The following is a 17347-nucleotide window of genomic DNA, read 5'->3' on the forward strand; positions in this document are numbered from 1 at the left end:
CCCCCGGCGGGTGACCGGGGGCGACGGCGGGCGGCGGGCGAGCGGTCAGGCAGTGGTCACCAGGCGACCGGCAGGCGTTCGGGGATGCGCTTCATGAAGCGGGTGCGCCAGACCAGTTGGTCGACGGGGACCGCCAGGTGGAGGTCGGGCATCCGGTCGAGCAGGACCTCCAGGGCGATCTCGGTGTGCTTCTTCCCGAGGGCCGTGGCCGGGCAGTAGTGACCGCCGCCGCCGAAGGAGAGGTGGGTGCCGGCGTTCGGCCGGGCGATGTCCACGGTGTGCGGGTCGGGGAAGACGTCGGGGTCGGTGTTGGCGGCCTCGACGAGGACGAGCAGGAGTTCTCCCTTCCGTACCTCGACGTCCCCGAGCGTGACGTCCTCGAGCGCGAGCCGGGGCAGTCCGTCGGCGATGGACAGGTTGATCCGGAGCAGCTCGTCCACGGCGGCGGGGATCCGGTCGGGTTCGGCCCGGAGCCGCTCCCAGACGTCGGGGTTCTGGAGCAGGGAGAAGAGGGCCATGGTGAGGAAGCCCATGGTGGAGATGACGCCCGCGCCGAAGAAGGTGACGCCGACCGTGGCGAGCATCTCGTCGGTCAGATGGGCGTAGTCGGGGTTGCCGCGCAGGGCGGCGAGTTCGGCCATGAGGCCGGTCGTGGCCGGGTCGTCGAGCCGCTCGACCATGTACGCGATGTCGCGGTCCCAGTTGAGCCGGGCGCCCGTGACGGGGCAGGCGGAGTTCATGAACGCGATGTCCAGGCTGGCGGCGAGGCGCGGTGCGTCGGACTCGGGTATGCCGAGGATCCTGCAGTGCAGGTGCTCCGCGTACGGGCTGGTGAACCGGCCCCGGAGGTCGACGGGCGGGCCGTAGGCGAGGAGTCCGTCGGCCAGCGTGGCGGCGTGGTCGCGCATCCAGTCCGTGAGGCCGTCCGTCTTGGGGTTGATGGCCTTGAGGACGGCCTTGCGCAGGCCGGCGCCGGTGATGTTGCCCATGTTGTTGACCACCTCGGGCGGGATGGTCAGCGCGTACTGCCTGGGCACTCCGGGCGCCGAGGTGTCCTTGAGCGAGAACCTCGGGTCTTCGAGGACCTGCTTGCAGAGCTCGTAGGAGGAGACCAGCCAGGCTTCGTCGCCGGCGATGGTACGGACCCGTTTGACCGGCTCGGCGCGCAGGGACTCGATCTCGGGCGGGAGGCGGTCGCCGCGGGCGGAGAACGGGAAGTCGATCAGCGTGTCAGTGGTCATCGTGGTCTCCGGGGATCGCGCTGACGATGGCGTGGCCCTGGTTGCGGGAGGCGCGCAGTCCGGAGCCTCTGGAGTAGAGGAGTTCGGCCATCGGCAGGAGCTGGTGGTAGCAGTTGAGGGAGGACGGGACCCCGAGGATCGCGGGGGTGTCCAGGAAGAGCGGTGCCTCGGCGCAGATGTACTGGAGGCAGACCTCGCGCTGGCGGGCGGTGGGGGCCTGTCCTTCGAGGACCTTGGAGGAGAGGAACGCCGTGACGAGCTTGTCGCAGGTGGCGAGGAACTCGGCGTCGGTGGCGAGCAGGTCGTCCAGGTGCTTGCGCAGGTGCCGGTAGGCGGGGATGTCGAGGAGCGCGGACATGGGGCGCCCTCGGAGCCGTTCGCCGCCGGGGTCGGTGGCGGCGACGGCGTTGTTGACCTTGGCGCGGACGCCGCGGAGGTTCTTGACCGTCTTGCGGCGGGCCTCGTCCGGCGGGTAGCCGAGGGCCTCGTACATGTCGGCGACGTGCAGGTCGGTGTAGATGAGGTCGACCTGCTCGAAGTTCCGGAGTCCCCAGGCGGCGAGGTCGGCCACCCGCTGGGCGGAGAAGTAACCGTTGCCCGGGGAGATGCCGATGACCGCGTGGGCGCCTTCGGTGTGGATCACTTGGCAGTGCTGCGTGTACGGCTGGACCTTGAAGCTGTCGGTCGCTGTCGTCGTCAAGTGAGGAGTTGTCCTTCGGGCCGCTAGTCCCGTCGGGGCCTTGTGCCCCTGGTGTGGCGGCGACGGCATGAAGTTACCGGTGATCTCCGCAGAGTCACGATTCTGCCGACGAGGTGGCCGAATACCTTCGGTACGTGACGGGAATTGACGCACCGCCCCGGTTTGGAGCGGTGCGTTCCGGTCATCGGCGCGGTCGCGGGCGCCGGTGACGGCCCGTCAGGTCGACTCTCTGCGCACGAGTTCCGTCGGCAGGATGACCGTGGCGGGCTCCTCGCCGGCTATCCGCGCGAGCAGGGTGCGGACCATCTCGGTGCTGATGCGGTCCCAGGGCTGACGGATCGTGGTGAGCGGCGGGCGGGAGGACAGTGCGGCCGGCGAGTCGTCGAAGCCGCCCACGGCGATGTCCTCGGGCACGCGGCGGCCGGCGCGGTCGAGGGTGTCGAGCACCCCCTGCGCCATGAGGTCCGAGGCCACGAACACGGCGTCGATGTCGGGTGCGCGCTCCAGGAGCCTGGTGGCGGCCGCCGCTCCGCTCGCCCGGCTGTAGTCGCCGGTGACGATCAGCGTCTCGTCGACGGGCAGTCCGCACGCGGCGAGCGTCTCGCGGTATCCGGCCAGGCGCTCGACGCCGCCCGGGGTGTCCGGGGGGCCGGTGACGGTGGCGATCCGGCGCCGGCCCGTCTCGTACAGATGCCGCACCATGTCCCGTGCGCCGTCCCGGTCGTCCGCCGCCACATAACCGATCTTCGCCGTCTGGCCGAGCGGCTTGCCGCAGGCGACGACCGGGACTCCGGCCTCGTGGAGCTGGGCGACGACCGGCTCCCCGGAGTGGCTGGAGACCAGCAGGACACCGTCCACGTGGCCCGCCTCGATGTAGCGCAGGTTGCGCCGGCGTTCGTCGTCCGTGCCCGCGATCATCAGCAGCAGCGGGATGTCCCGCGCGGCGAGCGCCTGCGTACAGGCCCGGAGCAGCACGTTGAAGTTGGGATCCTCGAAGAACCGCTCCTGAGGCTCGGTCAGCAGGAACGCCACCGAGTCCGACTTGCCGGTGATCAGCGAGCGGGCGTGCCGGTTCACGACGTAGCCCGTTCTGCGGATCGCGGCGTCGACGGCCGCCTTGGCGGTGGGGCTGACGTAGTGCCCGCCGTTGAGGACGCGCGAGACCGTGCCGCGCGAGACCCCTGCCTCGCGTGCCACGTCGTGGATGGTGGCCGGGCGGCGCCTGCCCGCTGGAATGCTCATGCTCAGTTCCCCTTGTTCCCCGTTGCTCAGGACTTTACGGCGCCGGACAGCAGATCGAGGCTCCAGAACCGCTGGATGACCAGGAACAGGGCGATGAGCGGGACGATCGCGAGCAGCGCGCCGGTGATCACCAGCGTGTAGAGGGCGGGTTGACCGGCGCCCTGCTTGAGGAGCGTGAACAGACCGACGGTCATGGGGAACTTCTCGTCGTCGCCGAGCATGATGAACGGCAGGAGGAAGTTGTTCCAGATGGCGACGAACTGGAAGAGGAAGATCGTCACCAGGCCCGGGGACATCATCGGGAGGGCGATCCGCAGGAAGATCCGCCACTCCCCCGCGCCGTCCATCCGGCCGGCCTCGACCAGCTCCGTCGGGATGGCGGCCTCGGCGTAGATCCGGCCGAGGTAGACGCCGTACGGCGAGAGGATCAGCGGCAGCAGGACGGAGAGGTACGTGTCCGTCAGGTCGGCCTCGGCCATCAGCAGGTACTGCGGGATGGCGAGGATCACCGGGGGCATCAGCACGCCGGTCAGGATCAGGTTGAAGAAGGTCTCGCGGCCGCGGAAACGGTAGATCGCGAGGGCGTAGCCGGCGAGCGCCGAGACGATCGTGGAGAGGACGGCGCCCAGGCCCGCGTAGAACACGGAGTTGCCCATCCACCGCCAGTACAGGCCGTCCCGGTACGCGGCGAGGTCGGCGAGGTTGTCGCCGAAGCCGTCGCCGGGGAGGAAGGTGAAGGTGGAGAAGAGGTCGGCGCCCGACTTGGTGGAGGCCACCAGGACCCAGGCGATCGGCAGCAGGCAGTAGAGCGCGCCGAGGACCAGGGCGGCGGTCGGCAGGAGGGCGACGCGGCGAACGCGCGGCGGGCCCTGGGACGTCCCGGGGGTGGTGCCGGCTGCCGGGGCGGCCTTGCGCACCTGGGGCGGGGAGGCGAGCCCGCTCATCGGGTGGCTCCTTGCTTCGTACGGCGGTTGGAGGCCCTGAGCAGGCCGAAGGAGAGCAGGAAGGTGGCCGCGGCGAGGACCACGGCGGTGGCGGAGGCGGCGTGGATGTTCCCGCCGGTGAAGGCGTCGTTGTAGACCTTCATCAGGGGGCTCCAGGTGGTGGGGATGCCGTTGGTGAGCGGCCGGAGCGTAGTGGGCTCGTTGAAGACCTGGAGGGTGGCGATGATCGAGAAGAAGAAGGTCAGGACCAGGGAGGGCGCCACCATCGGGATCTTGATCCGCAGGGCGATCTGCAGCTCGGAGCAGCCGTCGAGCTTGGCCGCCTCGAAGACCTCGGCGGGCAGCGAGCGCAGCGAGGTGTAGATCACGATCATGTTGAAGCCGGTGCCGCCCCAGACGGCGATGTTCGCCATCGCCAGGTACAGCGGGCCGCCGTCCATCAGGTCCGGTTCCGGCAGCCCGAGGGCGTCGAGGAGGTAGTAGAAGGGGCTGACGTCCGGCAGGTACAGGAAGCCCCACATGAGCGCGGCGATGACTCCGGGGACGGCGTACGGCAGGAAGATCGCGAGGCGGGAGAAGGAGCGGGCCCGTACCCGCTCGGAGTCGAGCAGCAGCGCGAACAGCAGGGCCAGGCCCAGCATGACGGGGACGACGATCGCGCCGTAGCCGAGGATCCGCAGGGCGCTCGCGCCGAGTTCGGAGTCGGTGAGGGCGGCGGTGTAGTTCTCCAGGCCCGCCCAGACCTCGCTCCTGGCTCCCTTGCCCAGACCGAGGCCCTTGACCTCGATCTTGTGGACGCTGACCCAGAGCGCGTAGCCGATGGGCAGCGCGAAGAAGAGGGCGAACAGGACGGCGGCCGGAAGGAGGAAGCCGTACGGGGCCGCCTTGGCCCCGTACGACCGGCGCACGCCCGTGGAGGGCTGCGTCACTGGGCGACCTCGAAGCCCTGCTTCTTCAGGTCCGCGACGGTGGCGGCCTGCATCGCGGTCAGCGCGGCGCCGAAGTCGGACTTGGCCTTGGCGGCCTTACCGAACTCGTCCTTGAAGGAGGTGTACGCGACGTTGACGTTGGGGCCCCACGCGGCGGGGGCGGTGGTCTTCGCGATCGTCGCGGCCTGCGTGTAGAAGTCGGGCTGGTTGGCGAAGAAGTCGGGGGCCTGGGCGAGCGCGCCGCCGGTCTGGGCGGCGGTGGCGGCCGGGTAGATGCCGGCCTCCTTCACCAGGGCGGCGAGCGCCTCGGGGTCGGTGTTGAGCCAGGTCGCGAACTTCGCGGCGGCCGCCTTGTGCTTGGAGTCGGTGGTGACGGCGGTGGTGGAGCCGCCCCAGCTGCCGGTGGCGGGCTTGGTGGTGTCCCACTGGGGCAGCGGGGCCATCGCCCACTTGCCCTTGGTGTCGGGCGCGGCGGTGGTCAGGACGCCCGGCGCCCAGACGGCGCTGACCCAGGCGATCTGCTGTCCGGTGTTGAGGGCCTTGTTCCAGGCGGGTGTGTACATCGGCTGGTTGTCGATGGCGCCCTCCTTGACGAGGCCACCCCAGAAGTCGGCGACCTTCTGGGTGGCGGGGTCGTCGATGCCGACCTTCCACTTCTGATCCTGGGCGGTCCACCACTGGGCGCCGGCCTGCTGCGAGAGGCCGGCGAAGAGGCCCGCGTCGTTGGAGGAGAAAGTGGTGAGCGCCTTGTCGGGGGCCTTGGCCTTCAGAGCCTTGGCGGTCGTGGCGAACTCGTCCCAGGTGGTGGGCACCTTCAGGCCGTACTGCTGGAAGAGGTCGGTCCGGTAGAAGAACATCAGCGGCCCGGAGTCCTGGGGCACGGCGTAGACGGCGTCGGAGCCGAGGGTGGTCTGCTGCCAGAGGCCGGGGGCGAACTTGTCCTTGGCGCCGCCGACCTCCTTGGAGATGTCGGCGAGGGCGTCATTGGAGACCAGCGTCGGCAGGGCCTGGAACTCGGCCTGGACGAGGTCGGGGGCCTGGTGGGCCTTGGAGGCCGTGATGATCTTGGTGACCAGGTCGTCGCCGGAGGCCTGCTTCTGGACGGTGACCTTGATGTCCGGGTTCTTCTTGTTCCAGATCGCCGCCACCTTGTCCATGTTGGGCGCCCAGGCCCAGTAGGTGAGCGAGACGGGTCCGGACTCGGCCTGCTCGGCGCCGTCGTCGGACGAGCCGCAGGCGGTGAGAGCGGCCGCGCCGAGGGCGACGGCGGTGGCAGTGGCGACAACACGGTGGCGCAAAACGATGGGCATGGAGCCTCTCCCCTGACGAGCGGCCTTCCGTTGTGGAAGGACCTGCCATGCATCTGTGAGCGTTCACAGTAGAGAAACGTTCCGGACACTTGTCAATGGTGGATCGTGTGCGGTTATGTTGCGTTGCCACATCGAGATCTGATGTGTGTACGTTCACAGTTGGTCGACGTTGCGACGTTCCGATGTCAGGAGAACCCATGCCGGAGACGACTCCCCAAGGCCTGCGCGGGCTCGCGTTCGGCGGGGACTACAACCCCGAGCAGTGGCCGGAAAGCGTCTGGCAGGAGGACGTCCGGCTGATGCGCGAGGCCGGCGTCACCATGGTCAGCGTCGGGATCTTCTCCTGGGCCCTGCTCGAACCCGAGCCGGGCACGTACGACTTCGGCTGGCTCGACCGCGTCCTGGACCTGCTGCACGAGCACGGCGTCCGCGTCGACCTCGGCACGCCTACGGTCGCGCCGCCCGCCTGGTTCTACCGCGCCCACCCCGAAGCGCTGCCGGTCAGCCGCGAGGGCGTGCGGTACGCGCTCGGTTCACGCGGCGCGATCTGCCACAGCTCACCGGCGTACCGCGCGGCGGCGGCCGGGATCACCACGAAGCTGGCCGAGCGGTACGGCAACCACCCCGCGCTCGCCCTCTGGCACGTGCACAACGAGTACGGCGTCCCCGTCAGCGCCTGTTACTGCGAGAACTGCGCCCCGCACTTCCGCCGCTGGCTCGCCGCCCGCTACGGCTCCGTGGCGGGCGTCAACGAGGCGTGGGGCACCGCCTTCTGGGGCCAGCACTACACCTCGTACGAGCAGATCGACCCGCCGCGCCTGACCCCCACCGTGGGCAACCCGGCGCAGCAGCTCGACTACCGACGTTTCGCCGACGCCACGATGCGCGAGAATTTCCGGGCAGAACGGGACATCCTGCACCGGCTCTCCCCCGGCATCCCCGTCACCACCAACTTCATGACGGCGCTGAGCCAGTGCGACTCCGTCGACTACTGGGCCTGGGGCCGCGAGGTCGACCTCGTCACCAACGACCACTATCTGATCACCGACGGCCGCCGGACCCACGTCAACCTGGCGATGGCCGCCGATCTCACCCGCTCCGTCGCGGGCGGCGCGCCCTGGCTGCTGCTCGAACACGCCACGTCCGGCGTGAACTGGCAGCCGCGCAACCCCGCCAAGCGCCCCCGTGAGATGGCCCGCAACTCCCTCGCCCATGTGGCACGCGGCTCCGAGGGCGCGATGTTCTTCCAGTGGCGCCAGTCGCGGCGCGGCGCGGAGAAGTTCCACTCCGCGATGGTGCCGCACGCGGGGACCGACTCCCGGGTGTGGCAGGAGGTCGTCGAGCTCGGCTCGGGCCTCGACGCGCTCGCCGGCGTGCGCGGTACGCGCACGGTCGCGGACGTCGCGATGGTCTGGGACTGGGAGTCCTGGTGGGCGCAGGGCCTGGAGTGGCGCCCGACGGAGGACCACGACGCGCGTGAGCGCGCCGACAGTTTCTACGAGACCCTCTACGACCGTCATCTGACCGTGGACTTCGCCCACCCGGAGGCCGATCTGTCGGCCTACCCGCTGGTCGTCGTCCCGGCGCTCTATCTGACCACCGAGGCTGCCGGCAGCAGTCTGCGGGAGTACGTCGAGAACGGCGGCACGCTCGTCGTCTCGTACTTCTCCGGGATCGTCGACGAGCACGACGCCGTCCACCCGGGCGCGTACCCGGGCGCTCTGCGGGACGTCCTCGGGCTGACCGTGGAGGAGTGGTCCCCCCTCGGGGAGGGCGAGACGGTGACCGTCACGGGCCCCGGCGGGGCGACGCTGACCGGTGACGTCTGGACCGAGTTCGTGGTGGAGCGCGGCGCGCAGCCGGTGTGGACGTACGGCGACGGTCCTGCCGCCGGGCGGCCGGCGGTCACCCGCCATCGGCTTGGCCGGGGCACCGCCTGGTACGTCTCCACCCGGTTCGACGCCGCCGCGCTGGACGTGATCCTGGGCGCGGCCTGCGAGGACGCGGGGATCGAGCCGCGGGACGCGCTCCCCCGTGACGTCGAGGTGGTCCGCCGGTCCGGCGACGGCGGCACGTTCCTCTTCGCGCTCAACCACACCGCGCACGACGCGAAGGTGCCGCTGGACTCCCCCGGCACCGAACTCCTCGGCGGCGAACGCGTCGCCGGCCGGCTCGCCGTCCCGGCGGGCGCGGTCCGCGTCGTACGGCTCGACGCCTGACCGTCCCTCATGACTCCCCGGGGGCGGGCGTCTCGCACGCGCGCACCCGGGTGAACGGCACCACCGCACCACATCCCCCTCCCTCCACCGTCGAAGGGACTCGACGATGCACGCCGTTCCCCGCCGCACTCTGCGGTCGTTCATGTCAGGTACACGCTTGAGGGCTGCCGCGGCCTCCGCGCTCGGCGCCGCCCTGCTCCTCGCCGCGCTGCCCACTCCACCCGCCCAGGCGGCGACCACCCTCACCAACACCGGTTTCGAGGCCAACGGCACCGGAACCGCCACACCGACCGGCTGGTCCACCTACTCCGCGACGGGCCAGAACGCGGCCTCGTTCACGGAGGCGGGCGGACACAGCGGCGGCTACCGGCTGAGCCACTGGGCGTCCTCCGCGTACCAGGTCGAGACGTACCAGTACCTGTCCGGGCTGACCAACGGCACCTACACGCTGAGCGCCTGGGTGCGCTCCAGCGGTGGCCAGAGCTCCGCCTACCTCGCCCTGCGCAACTGCGGCTCCGCCGAGCAGCGCACCGACCTGCCGCCCACCCCCAACGGCGCCTGGATACGCCTGGTCACCTCGGTCAACGTCACGAGCGGCCAGTGCACGATCAGCGTCAACTCCAACGCCGCCGCGGGTCAGTGGCTCAACGTCGACGATCTCACCTTCGCCTCCGGCTCGACGGGCCTGTCCGTCAAGGGCGTCGACATCTCCTCGCTGAAGAAGAGCGAGGACCTCGGCGGTACCTACCGCACGGCCGCCGGGGCGAGCGGTGACGCCGTGGCCCTGCTGAAGTCCGCGGGCGCGAACTACGGCCGCCTCAAGGTGTGGGTGAACCCGGCCGACGGCTACAACAACAAGGCGCGGGTGCTGGCGACGGCCCAGCGCATCAAGGCCCAGGGCATGAAGCTGCTCGTCGACTTCCACTACTCCGACACCTGGGCCGACCCCGGCGCCCAGACCAAGCCGGCCGCCTGGGCCGGGCACTCGTACAGCCAGCTCACCACGGACGTGTACAACCACACGTACGACGTCCTGAACGCCCTGAAGGCGCAGGGCACGACGGCCGACATGGTGCAGATCGGCAACGAGATCAACACCGGGATGCTGTGGCCCGAGGGGTCCACGGACAACTGGTCACAGCTCGCTGGGCTGCTGAAGTCCGGGATCAATGCCACCAAGGCGGTCTCCTCGTCCACGCAGATCGCGCTCCACCTCGCCCACGGCGGCGACAACGCCCTGTACCGCTGGTGGTTCGACAACGCGACCGCGCAGGGTGTGCCGTACGACGTGATCGCGCTGTCCTTCTACGGCTACTGGCACGGGCCGCTGTCCTCGCTCCAGGCCAACCTGGACGACATCTCGGCCCGTTACGGGAAGAAGGTGATGGTCGCCGAGACCGCGTACCCCTTCCGGCTGGACAGCGAGGACAGCCACGAGAACATCATCGACACCACGGCCGAGCTGGTCTCCGGATACGCGGCGAGTTCGGCCGGTCAGGCGGCGTGGCTGCGGGACGTGATGAACGTCGTGGAGGCGGTGCCGAACGGCCGCGGTCTCGGCGTCGTCTACTGGGAGCCCACCTGGACGGCCGTGAGCGGCAACGGCTGGAACCCGGCCGATCCGTCCTCGGGCAACGGCTGGGAGAACCAGGCCCTGTTCGACTATGACAGCAGGCTGCTGCCGGCGGCGTCCTGGCTGGCCCACCGCTGACCGAAACCACTGCGGCCGGCTCCGTCTCCCTGAGGAGGCGGGGCCGGTCGCTTTTCGCCGGGCTGTCAGCGGCTCTGGGGGATCACCGCCCGATCTCGGCGGCCGGTCCCATGACGATGACCGGTTGCTTGGTGGGGTCCAGTGCGCGCAGCAGCTCGCGCATGGCGTCGGCGGTCAGGGAGACACACGCCTGCGTGGGGCCGCCGTGGTCGACGTGGACCCAGACGCCTCCGCCGCGTTCCAGGCCGAGCGGTCGCTCCTTGTTCAGGGGGGTCGTCCCGGGGACGCGGTTGTAGTCGATGGCGACGACGTAGTCGAAGGAGCCCTCGAGCGGTTCGCCGAGGAATCCGGTGCCCGGGGAGACGAACTCCTCGTCCTGGTCGTAGGGCAGCTTCGACCCGGGGTCGGGCAGCCGTCCGCCGGCGTCGCCGAGCCGGAAGACACCGGTCGGGGTGCGCAGGTCGTCGGCCCAGTGGTCGGCCGTCCAGCCGCGCAGGGCGTTGTGCGCCGTCCAGGGCCCGGCCGTACGGTGCCACCGGCCCGCCGCGTCCCGCTCGTAGAGCACGGCCGTGGCCACGTTGTCGTCCTGGGACCGGCCCGTCACCACGAACGCCTGGCTCGTCCCGTCCGGGATGAGCGTCCGGGTCACCGGACCGACACCGGGCGGGGCGGCGGAGGTCTTCGCCCCGGCCGCGCCTGTGCTGCCGGGAGTCCCCGAAGGTGAGGTTCCTGGGCCGGCGTTCTTGGCCGCGGCGCGGGCACCGGGTGGGGCGCTCTGCGCGGATTCCTCCGGCGACACCGTCATGTAGCCGATGACGGCGAGGGTCGCGCACAGTGCGGTGGCCAGCACGCGCGGGCCGGGGCGGACGTTCCTGACAGGCATGGGGCAGCATCCTCCGACGCTGGCGGACGGCAATGCGCCGATACGTACCCGGTCCGCGTCCGCGCCTGTCGGGAGAGTCGCGCACTCACCCGACCGGGGGCAGGGTCAGGCGGTGGCGGTGGGGGTCTCGTCGAGTTCCCAGGCGTGGCGCTTGAAGTCGCGGACGAAGTCGGGGTGGTCCTCCCAGTTGCGGGCGACGCCGCGCAGGACGTCCCAGTTGTGCTCGAGGGCCTGGTCGATGATGTGACGAAGTGCCAGGTCGGCCTCCGCCCGCTGTGCGGCGAGGCCCTTGACGGCCGCGGCGGCCTTGACCGTGCCGAGGAGGGCCCGCAGGGCGCGGGAGGTGTCGTCCATCCCGAATCCGTGGTCGCTGCCGTTCTCGGGATCGAACAGCGGCCGGAGACGGTCCTCGATGAACGTGGTGATGTGCTCGAAGTGCTGGACGTTCATCGGGCTCTCTCCATCTCCTGCCGTGCGCCAGGGGGACGGCAGGCTTCTCGGGTGCTTCGTCTGCGTGCTGATTATCCCGTGCGTCGCGCTACGGGAGCGACGGCGGGGCCATCCGTAGGGCGCCCCAGAGGGCGTGCGCGGCGCTCGCGCCCTCGGTGCGGTCCTGGGGGACGTCCCAGACATGGACGGTGAGGGGGGCCCAGCCGGGGTCGCCGGTGGCCGCGAAGGCGGCCCAGGCGTCGACCATCCGCCGGGACAGGGCCCGGTCGTCGGCGTCGGCGGGGCCGCCGGTCAGGAAGTCGACGCCCGTGGCGTCCAGGGTGCCGAGGGCGAAGGGCACGTCGGCTGCGTGCCAGGCGCGCACCCTGCTGCCGTCGGGGCGGGTACGGCGCCGGTCGAAGCGGGACCGGTACGTGCGGCCGCCGCCCGCGCGGGCGTGCGCCTCGGCGAGGCGGACGGTGGGGACGGTGAAGACCGCGTCGCCGGCGAGGGCGAGGAAGACGTCGAGGACCGGCGCCCCGGGCATCAGGTCGCGGTAGGCGGCGACGAGGTCCGCGGGGAGCCCGTAGACGGCGGCGAACCGGGCGAGGCCCTCGTCGGTGGTGACCGGCGGCATGCTGCCGACCTGGTGCATCAGCCAGTACTCCTCGGTGGTGTGGCAGACGAGGAGGTCGACGGGGCGCGCCGGACCGCCGTCGGCAGGGGCCTCGACGGGGTCCCGCGTCAGGAGCACGCCGTCGAGGACGGGCCCGTAGAGGACTGTGTCGTAGTGGAGGAAGCCGGCGGAGGGATCGCCCGCGTACCGTGCCGCCACCCGGTCCGAGGCCTCGACGAGCGTCTGCGGGGTCGCGGAGAGCAGGCCGTCGGCGGTGGGGGCAACGCCCGCGGCCTCGGCCACCTCGCGGGTCAGGCGCTCGGCGAACTCCGGTGGGAAGAAGGCGTCGGGGACGCTGTGCGCGATGGCACGGCGGAAGAGTCCGTCGGCCCGTGCGCTGCTGAGCAGGCAGGCGATCGAGCCGCCGCCGGCGGACTGGCCGGCCACCGTGATGTTGTCCGGGTCGCCGCCGAAGGCCGCGATGTTGTCGCGTACCCACTCCAGCGCGGCGATCTGGTCGAGGAGCCCCCGGTTGTCGGGGAATCCGGGGACGTGGCCGAAGCCTTCGAAGCCGAGTCGGTAGTTGCAGGTCACGACGACGGTGCCGGCGCGGGCCAGGGCGGATCCGTCGTAGTCGGGCTGGGCGGAGGAGCCGAAGGTGTAGGCGCCGCCGTGGATCCAGAAGAGCACCGGCAGTGGCCCCGAAGGCGCCACCGGGGCCCAGACGTTGAGCGTGAGGACGTCCTCGTCGTCCGGCTGCCAGACCGGGGAGCCGGGCAGTTCCGCCGACTGCGGGGCGACCGGGCCGAAGCGGGTGCAGTCCCGTACCTCGTCGTCCCAGGCCTCCGCGGGCCCCGGCGCCTGGAAGCGCCGCGCGCCGAACGGCGGTGCGGCGTACGGGATGCCGAGCGTGATCCGCAGCCCGTCGGCGACCGTGCCGCGGATTGGGCCCTGCTTCGTCACGACGGTGTGGTCGGCGCTGCCGGCACGCACAGGTGGATCTCCTTCTCGCCGCCGCCGGCCTCTCCGTACGGCAGCACACCCTCGCACGGGGCCCGGGCGCCGGACAATCGATTAAAGATCTTGGACGGAGCCCACAGCCGGGTCGTCACGGTCCAGGGGCTGTTCGGCCCAGATCACCTTGCCCTCGGCCGTGTAGCGGGTCCCCCAGCGGCGGGTGAACTGGGAGATCAGGAAGAGGCCCCGGCCGCCCTCGTCGGTGATGCGCGCGTGGCGGAGGTGCGGTGAGGTGCTGCTGGCGTCGAAGACCTCACAGATCAGGGTGCGTTCGAGGATCAGGCGCAGCCGGATGGGTCCGGAGGCGTGCCGGATGGCGTTGGTGACGAGTTCGCTGACGACGAGTTCGGTGGTGAAGGCGAGCTCGTCCAGGCCCCAGGCGGCGAGCTGGCGGGCGGCCATCACCCGGGCCCGGGCGACGACGGCCGGGTCGGTGGGCAGGTCCCACACGGCGACCCGGCCGGCCGCCAGTCCGCGGGTCCTGACGAGGAGGAGGGCCGCGTCGTCGGTGTAGGGCCTGCTGGGCGCCAGTTCGTCGGCGACGCTGAGGCAGAGCTCGTCGAGCGGCAGGTCCCGGGCCCGGGACTCCAGGACCCGGCGCAGACCCTCCTTGCCCGCCCCAGGGGCCGCGATCAGTCCGTCGGTGTAGAAGGCGAGGACGCTGCCCTCCGCGAGGGGCAGCTCGACGGATTCGAAGGGGAGTCCGCCGATGCCGAGGGCCGCCCCGGGCGGGAGTTCCGGGAAGGTGACGGTGCCGTCGGGGGCCCGGACTGCGGGCGCGAGGTGGCCGGCGCTCGCCAGCTCGCAGCGCAGACCGACCGGGTCGTAGACCGCGTAGAGACAACTGGCGCCGACGCCTGCGGGGGTGGCGGCGCCGGTGAGGCCGGCCTCGGCCCCCTCGCGGGTCACCTGGACGACGAGGTCGTCGAGATGGGCCAGGAGTTCCTCGGGCGCGAGGTCCAGATCGGCGAGGGTCCGTACGGCGGTGCGGAGCCGGCCCATGGTGGCGGCGGCCTCGATCCCGTGGCCGAGGACCTCGCCGACGACCAGGGCGACCCTGGCGCCCGACAGGGGGATGACGTCGAACCAGTCGCCGCCGAGGCCGGAGAGCTCGTCGGCCGGCCGGTAGAACGAGGCCGCGTCGACGGCTTCCTGCGCCGGGACGCTGTGCGGCAGGAGGCTGCGCTGGAGTACGAGCGCGGCGGCGCGCTCGCGGGCGTAGCGGCGGGCGTTGTCCAGGCAGACGGCGGCGCGGGCCACGAGCTCTTCCGCGAGCCGCAGATCGTCCTCGTCGAATGCCTCGTCCCGTCGCGTGCGGAGGAACGTGGTCACGCCGAGCGTGACGCCCCGGGCGAGGATGGGCACGACCATCGCCGTGTGCGGTGCGGGGTCGGTCGTCGCCGGTCCCTCCGTTGACTCTGCCGACTCCGCGGCTTCCCTCAGGGGAATCGGCAGGGCCGACGCCCGTGTCGCCGCGTCCAGCTGGGCCGCGCGCCAGGAGCGGCCGCGGGCCAGGGAGTCGATCTGCGGTGACGACGCCCGGTACCCGGACGGCTCCCCGGGCTCCAGGACGTCCTTCACCCCGCCGGAACGTACGTTCTGCGCGCCCGCGCGGACCAGTCGTACGGCGGTGGCGCCGGCGGTCGGGCCCGGGGACGGCTCCGCGCCTCTGAGGACGGTGTCGAGCAGGTCGACGGAGACGAAGTCCGCCAGTCCGGGTACGGCCACGTCGGCCAGGTCCTGGGCAGTGGTCATGACGTCGAGGCTGCGGCCGATGCGCTCGCTCGCCCTCGCCATGAGGGCGAGGCGCAGCCGGGCCCGGTAGCGCTCGGTGATGTCGACGACCGCGTAACAGACGCCGATGGCACGGCCGTTGTCGTCGTCGAGCCGGACGAACGACATGGCGTGGGCCTGGTCCCGGCCGGGGTGGGCGCGGGTGCGGCCCACATGCTCGTACCCGACGGCCGGTTCGCCGGTGGCCAGCACCTGGCGCATCTTCGACTCCACCAGCTCGGCGTTCAGCCCGGGCTGGATCTCCGCCAGGCGCTTGCCGCGGCGCTCCTCGACCGTGCCGCCGCCGAAGTGCTCGAGCGCGGTGTTCGACCAGACGCAGCGCAGCTCGGTGTCGACGAGGCAGAGACCGACGGGCATCTTGGTGACCATGCGCTCCAGGAGGGCGGGCCCCATGGTCCACTGCCGGGACGGCGCCGCGCCGACGGCAACGACGAGCCAGCGGGCCGGGCCCGCCTCGCCGGGGAGCGGCAGGACGGTGACGTCCACGGCGACGGTACGGCCGTCCCGGTGACGTGCGAGCAGGACTCCCGACCAGCCGCCGTCGCGCGTCGAGGTCTCCAGGATCGCGGGGAGCCGGGCGGCCTCGTCCCCGGCGAGCAGGGCGTCGACGCGTCGGCCGGTCAGCTCCGCCGCGGGGTAGCCGAGCAGCCGCTCGGCCGCGTAGGGACGGCCGACGACCGCACCGCCCTCGTCGAAGAGGAGGACGACGGAGTCGGCGACGCCGAACACCGCCTCGTGCGCGGTGGTGTCTGTGTCCTCGGGTCTCCCCACGGCCGTCGGCTCCGTTCTCACACCCCCGCCCTGTTCATCCCTTCTACCACACCATGCTCGCACTTCAGCCGCCATGTCCGGACATGCCGTCACCTCTTCGGCGGACAGTCCGGGTTCCCGGCCGACCGGAGAGGTTAGTCAGGTCCAGAGGACCGACGATCCGGGAGGCGGGCAGCGTGACTCGACCGAAGATTCTCGTGGTGGGTGCCGGCTTCGCCGGGGTCGCGTGCGTGCGGCGGCTCGAACGGCGCCTGACGGACCGCGAGGCCCAGGTCTCGCTGCTCTCACCCCTGTCGTACCAGCTCTATCTGCCGCTCCTCCCCCAGGTGGCGGCCGGTGTCCTGACCCCCCAGTCGGTCGCGCTGTCGCTGCGACGGAGCAAGCGGCACCGTACGCGGATCATCCCCGGCGGCGCCGTCGGCGTGGACACGAAGGCGAAGGTCTGTGTCGTACGGACGATCACGGGTGAACTCGTCGACGAGCCGTACGACCACCTGGTCCTGGCGCCCGGCAGTGTGACCCGCACCTTCGACATCCCGGGTCTGAAGGAGCACGCGCGGGGCATGAAGACGCTCGCCGAGGCCGTCTACATCCGCGACCACGTGATCGCCCAGCTCGATCTGGCCGACGCGGGCCAGGACGAGGCGGAGCGTGCGGCGCGGCTCTGCTTCGTGGTGGTCGGCGGCGGGTACGCGGGGACCGAGACGGCCGCCTGTCTGCAGCGGCTGACCCACAACGCGGTCCACCGCTATCCGCGCCTCGACCCGGCGCTGATCAAGTGGCATCTGGTGGACCTCGCGCCCCGGCTCATGCCCGAGCTGGGCGAGAAGCTGGGCCGGGCAGCGCTGGAGATCCTGCGGCGGCGCGGGATCGAGGTCTCGCTCGGTGTCTCGGTCACCTCCGTGGACGACGAGGCGGTGACGCTCACCGACGGGCGGGTGCTCCCGAGCCGGACCCTGATCTGGACGGCGGGCGTCGCCGCCAGCCCGCTGATCGGCACCCTGGAAGCGGAGACGAACCGGGGGAGGCTCGTCGTCGGGCCCGACATGGTGGTCCCGGGTCTGCACGGTGTGCACGCGCTCGGCGACGCCGCCGCCGTACCGGACCTGGCGAAGGACGAGGAGGACGCGATCTGCCCGCCGACCGCCCAGCACGCCCTCCGGCAGGGCAGGCAGGTCGCCGACAACCTCGTCGCGACCCTGCGCGGCAAGCAGACGTACCCGTACCACCACCGGGATCTCGGCCTGGTGGTGGACCTGGGCGGCAGGGACGCCGTCTCGAAGCCGCTCGGGATCGAACTGCACGGCACGCCCGCCCAAGCGGTGGCCCGCGCGTACCACTGGTCGGCGCTGCGGACGAATGTCGCCAAGACGCGGGTGATGACGAACTGGCTGCTCAACGCGGTGGCCGGGGACGACTTCGTGCGTACGGGATTCCTGTCGTCCCGGCCCGGAACCCTCGCCGACTTCGAGCACACGGACGCCTACCTCACGCCCGAGCAGGTACGGGCCCACACCGCCGCCCTGCGCGCTCGGGGCTGA

At 71.5% G+C, this 17347-nt stretch carries 13 protein-coding genes; 3 read left to right on the plus strand and 10 right to left on the minus strand.

Annotated elements, in window-relative coordinates; genetic code table 11:
• Positions 1-56: 56 nt before the first annotated feature.
• From ACZ4VI_RS00090 to ACZ4VI_RS00115, 6 genes are all read right to left on the minus strand, one after another.
• Positions 57-1241 (minus strand): cytochrome P450, encoded by a 1185-nt coding sequence (locus tag ACZ4VI_RS00090; RefSeq protein ID WP_467995154.1) that lies wholly within the window; start codon positions 1239-1241, stop codon positions 57-59.
• Positions 1231-1941 carry a cyclodityrosine synthase gene (locus ACZ4VI_RS00095; protein WP_467995155.1) on the minus strand — a complete coding sequence of 237 codons (711 nt, stop codon included), beginning with the start codon at positions 1939-1941 and terminating at the stop codon, positions 1231-1233. The genes ACZ4VI_RS00090 and ACZ4VI_RS00095 overlap by 11 nt, the downstream gene beginning before the upstream one ends.
• Before the next feature lie 216 nt (positions 1942-2157).
• The gene (locus tag ACZ4VI_RS00100; RefSeq protein ID WP_467995156.1) at positions 2158-3183 is read right to left on the minus strand and encodes a LacI family DNA-binding transcriptional regulator; all 1026 of its coding nucleotides are present in this window, start codon (positions 3181-3183) and stop codon (positions 2158-2160) included.
• 26 nt (positions 3184-3209) lie between these two features.
• Complete coding sequence (locus ACZ4VI_RS00105) at positions 3210-4127, minus strand: carbohydrate ABC transporter permease (RefSeq protein ID WP_467995158.1); 918 nt, start codon at positions 4125-4127, stop codon at positions 3210-3212.
• A complete protein-coding gene (locus ACZ4VI_RS00110; protein ID WP_467995159.1) occupies positions 4124-5056 on the minus strand; it encodes a carbohydrate ABC transporter permease in 933 nt (310 codons plus the stop codon). The genes ACZ4VI_RS00105 and ACZ4VI_RS00110 overlap by 4 nt, the downstream gene beginning before the upstream one ends.
• Positions 5053-6366 carry an ABC transporter substrate-binding protein gene (locus tag ACZ4VI_RS00115; protein WP_467995161.1) on the minus strand — a complete coding sequence of 438 codons (1314 nt, stop codon included), beginning with the start codon at positions 6364-6366 and terminating at the stop codon, positions 5053-5055. Before ACZ4VI_RS00115 ends, ACZ4VI_RS00110 begins: the two co-directional genes overlap by 4 nt.
• A gap of 197 nt (positions 6367-6563) precedes the next feature.
• On the opposite strand from ACZ4VI_RS00115, the gene ACZ4VI_RS00120 reads away from it, so the two are divergent.
• Together ACZ4VI_RS00120 and ACZ4VI_RS00125 are read left to right on the plus strand one after the other, a co-directional pair.
• Positions 6564-8585 (plus strand): beta-galactosidase, encoded by a 2022-nt coding sequence (locus ACZ4VI_RS00120; protein ID WP_467995163.1) that lies wholly within the window; start codon positions 6564-6566, stop codon positions 8583-8585.
• A gap of 142 nt (positions 8586-8727) precedes the next feature.
• The gene (locus ACZ4VI_RS00125) at positions 8728-10296 is read left to right on the plus strand and encodes a glycoside hydrolase family 53 protein (RefSeq protein ID WP_467995165.1); all 1569 of its coding nucleotides are present in this window, start codon (positions 8728-8730) and stop codon (positions 10294-10296) included.
• An 82-nt stretch (positions 10297-10378) separates the two neighbouring features.
• Here ACZ4VI_RS00125 and ACZ4VI_RS00130 read toward each other — a convergent pair whose 3' ends face one another.
• The 4 genes from ACZ4VI_RS00130 to ACZ4VI_RS00145 form a co-directional block, all read right to left on the minus strand.
• Complete coding sequence (locus tag ACZ4VI_RS00130) at positions 10379-11179, minus strand: hypothetical protein (protein ID WP_467995167.1); 801 nt, start codon at positions 11177-11179, stop codon at positions 10379-10381.
• A gap of 105 nt (positions 11180-11284) precedes the next feature.
• Positions 11285-11629: a hypothetical protein gene (locus ACZ4VI_RS00135; RefSeq protein WP_467995169.1), complete on the minus strand. Its 345-nt coding sequence runs from the start codon at positions 11627-11629 to the stop codon at positions 11285-11287.
• A gap of 88 nt (positions 11630-11717) precedes the next feature.
• Positions 11718-13217 carry a carboxylesterase/lipase family protein gene (locus ACZ4VI_RS00140; RefSeq protein ID WP_467995170.1) on the minus strand — a complete coding sequence of 500 codons (1500 nt, stop codon included), beginning with the start codon at positions 13215-13217 and terminating at the stop codon, positions 11718-11720.
• Between the two features lie 81 nt (positions 13218-13298).
• A complete protein-coding gene (locus tag ACZ4VI_RS00145; protein ID WP_467995172.1) occupies positions 13299-15806 on the minus strand; it encodes a SpoIIE family protein phosphatase in 2508 nt (835 codons plus the stop codon).
• A 176-nt stretch (positions 15807-15982) separates the two neighbouring features.
• Between ACZ4VI_RS00145 and ACZ4VI_RS00150 the strand changes: the two genes are divergently transcribed.
• Positions 15983-17347, plus strand: a complete 1365-nt coding sequence (locus ACZ4VI_RS00150) for an NAD(P)/FAD-dependent oxidoreductase (protein WP_467995174.1) — start codon at positions 15983-15985, stop codon at positions 17345-17347.

The sequence above is a fragment of the Streptomyces sp. NPDC029169 genome, assembly GCF_055563935.1.

Bases quoted from the DNA above. Each gene is read 5' to 3' on its own strand.
- ACZ4VI_RS00090 (WP_467995154.1), bottom strand. From the start codon at position 1,241: ATGACCACTGACACGCTGATCGACTTCCCGTTCTCCGCCCGCGGCGAC.
- ACZ4VI_RS00100 (WP_467995156.1), bottom strand. From the start codon at position 3,183: ATGAGCATTCCAGCGGGCAGGCGCCGCCCGGCCACCATCCACGACGTG.
- ACZ4VI_RS00105 (WP_467995158.1), bottom strand. From the start codon at position 4,127: ATGAGCGGGCTCGCCTCCCCGCCCCAGGTGCGCAAGGCCGCCCCGGCA.
- ACZ4VI_RS00115 (WP_467995161.1), bottom strand. From the start codon at position 6,366: ATGCCCATCGTTTTGCGCCACCGTGTTGTCGCCACTGCCACCGCCGTC.
- ACZ4VI_RS00120 (WP_467995163.1), top strand. From the start codon at position 6,564: ATGCCGGAGACGACTCCCCAAGGCCTGCGCGGGCTCGCGTTCGGCGGG.
- ACZ4VI_RS00125 (WP_467995165.1), top strand. From the start codon at position 8,728: ATGTCAGGTACACGCTTGAGGGCTGCCGCGGCCTCCGCGCTCGGCGCC.
- ACZ4VI_RS00130 (WP_467995167.1), bottom strand. From the start codon at position 11,179: ATGCCTGTCAGGAACGTCCGCCCCGGCCCGCGCGTGCTGGCCACCGCA.
- ACZ4VI_RS00135 (WP_467995169.1), bottom strand. From the start codon at position 11,629: ATGAACGTCCAGCACTTCGAGCACATCACCACGTTCATCGAGGACCGT.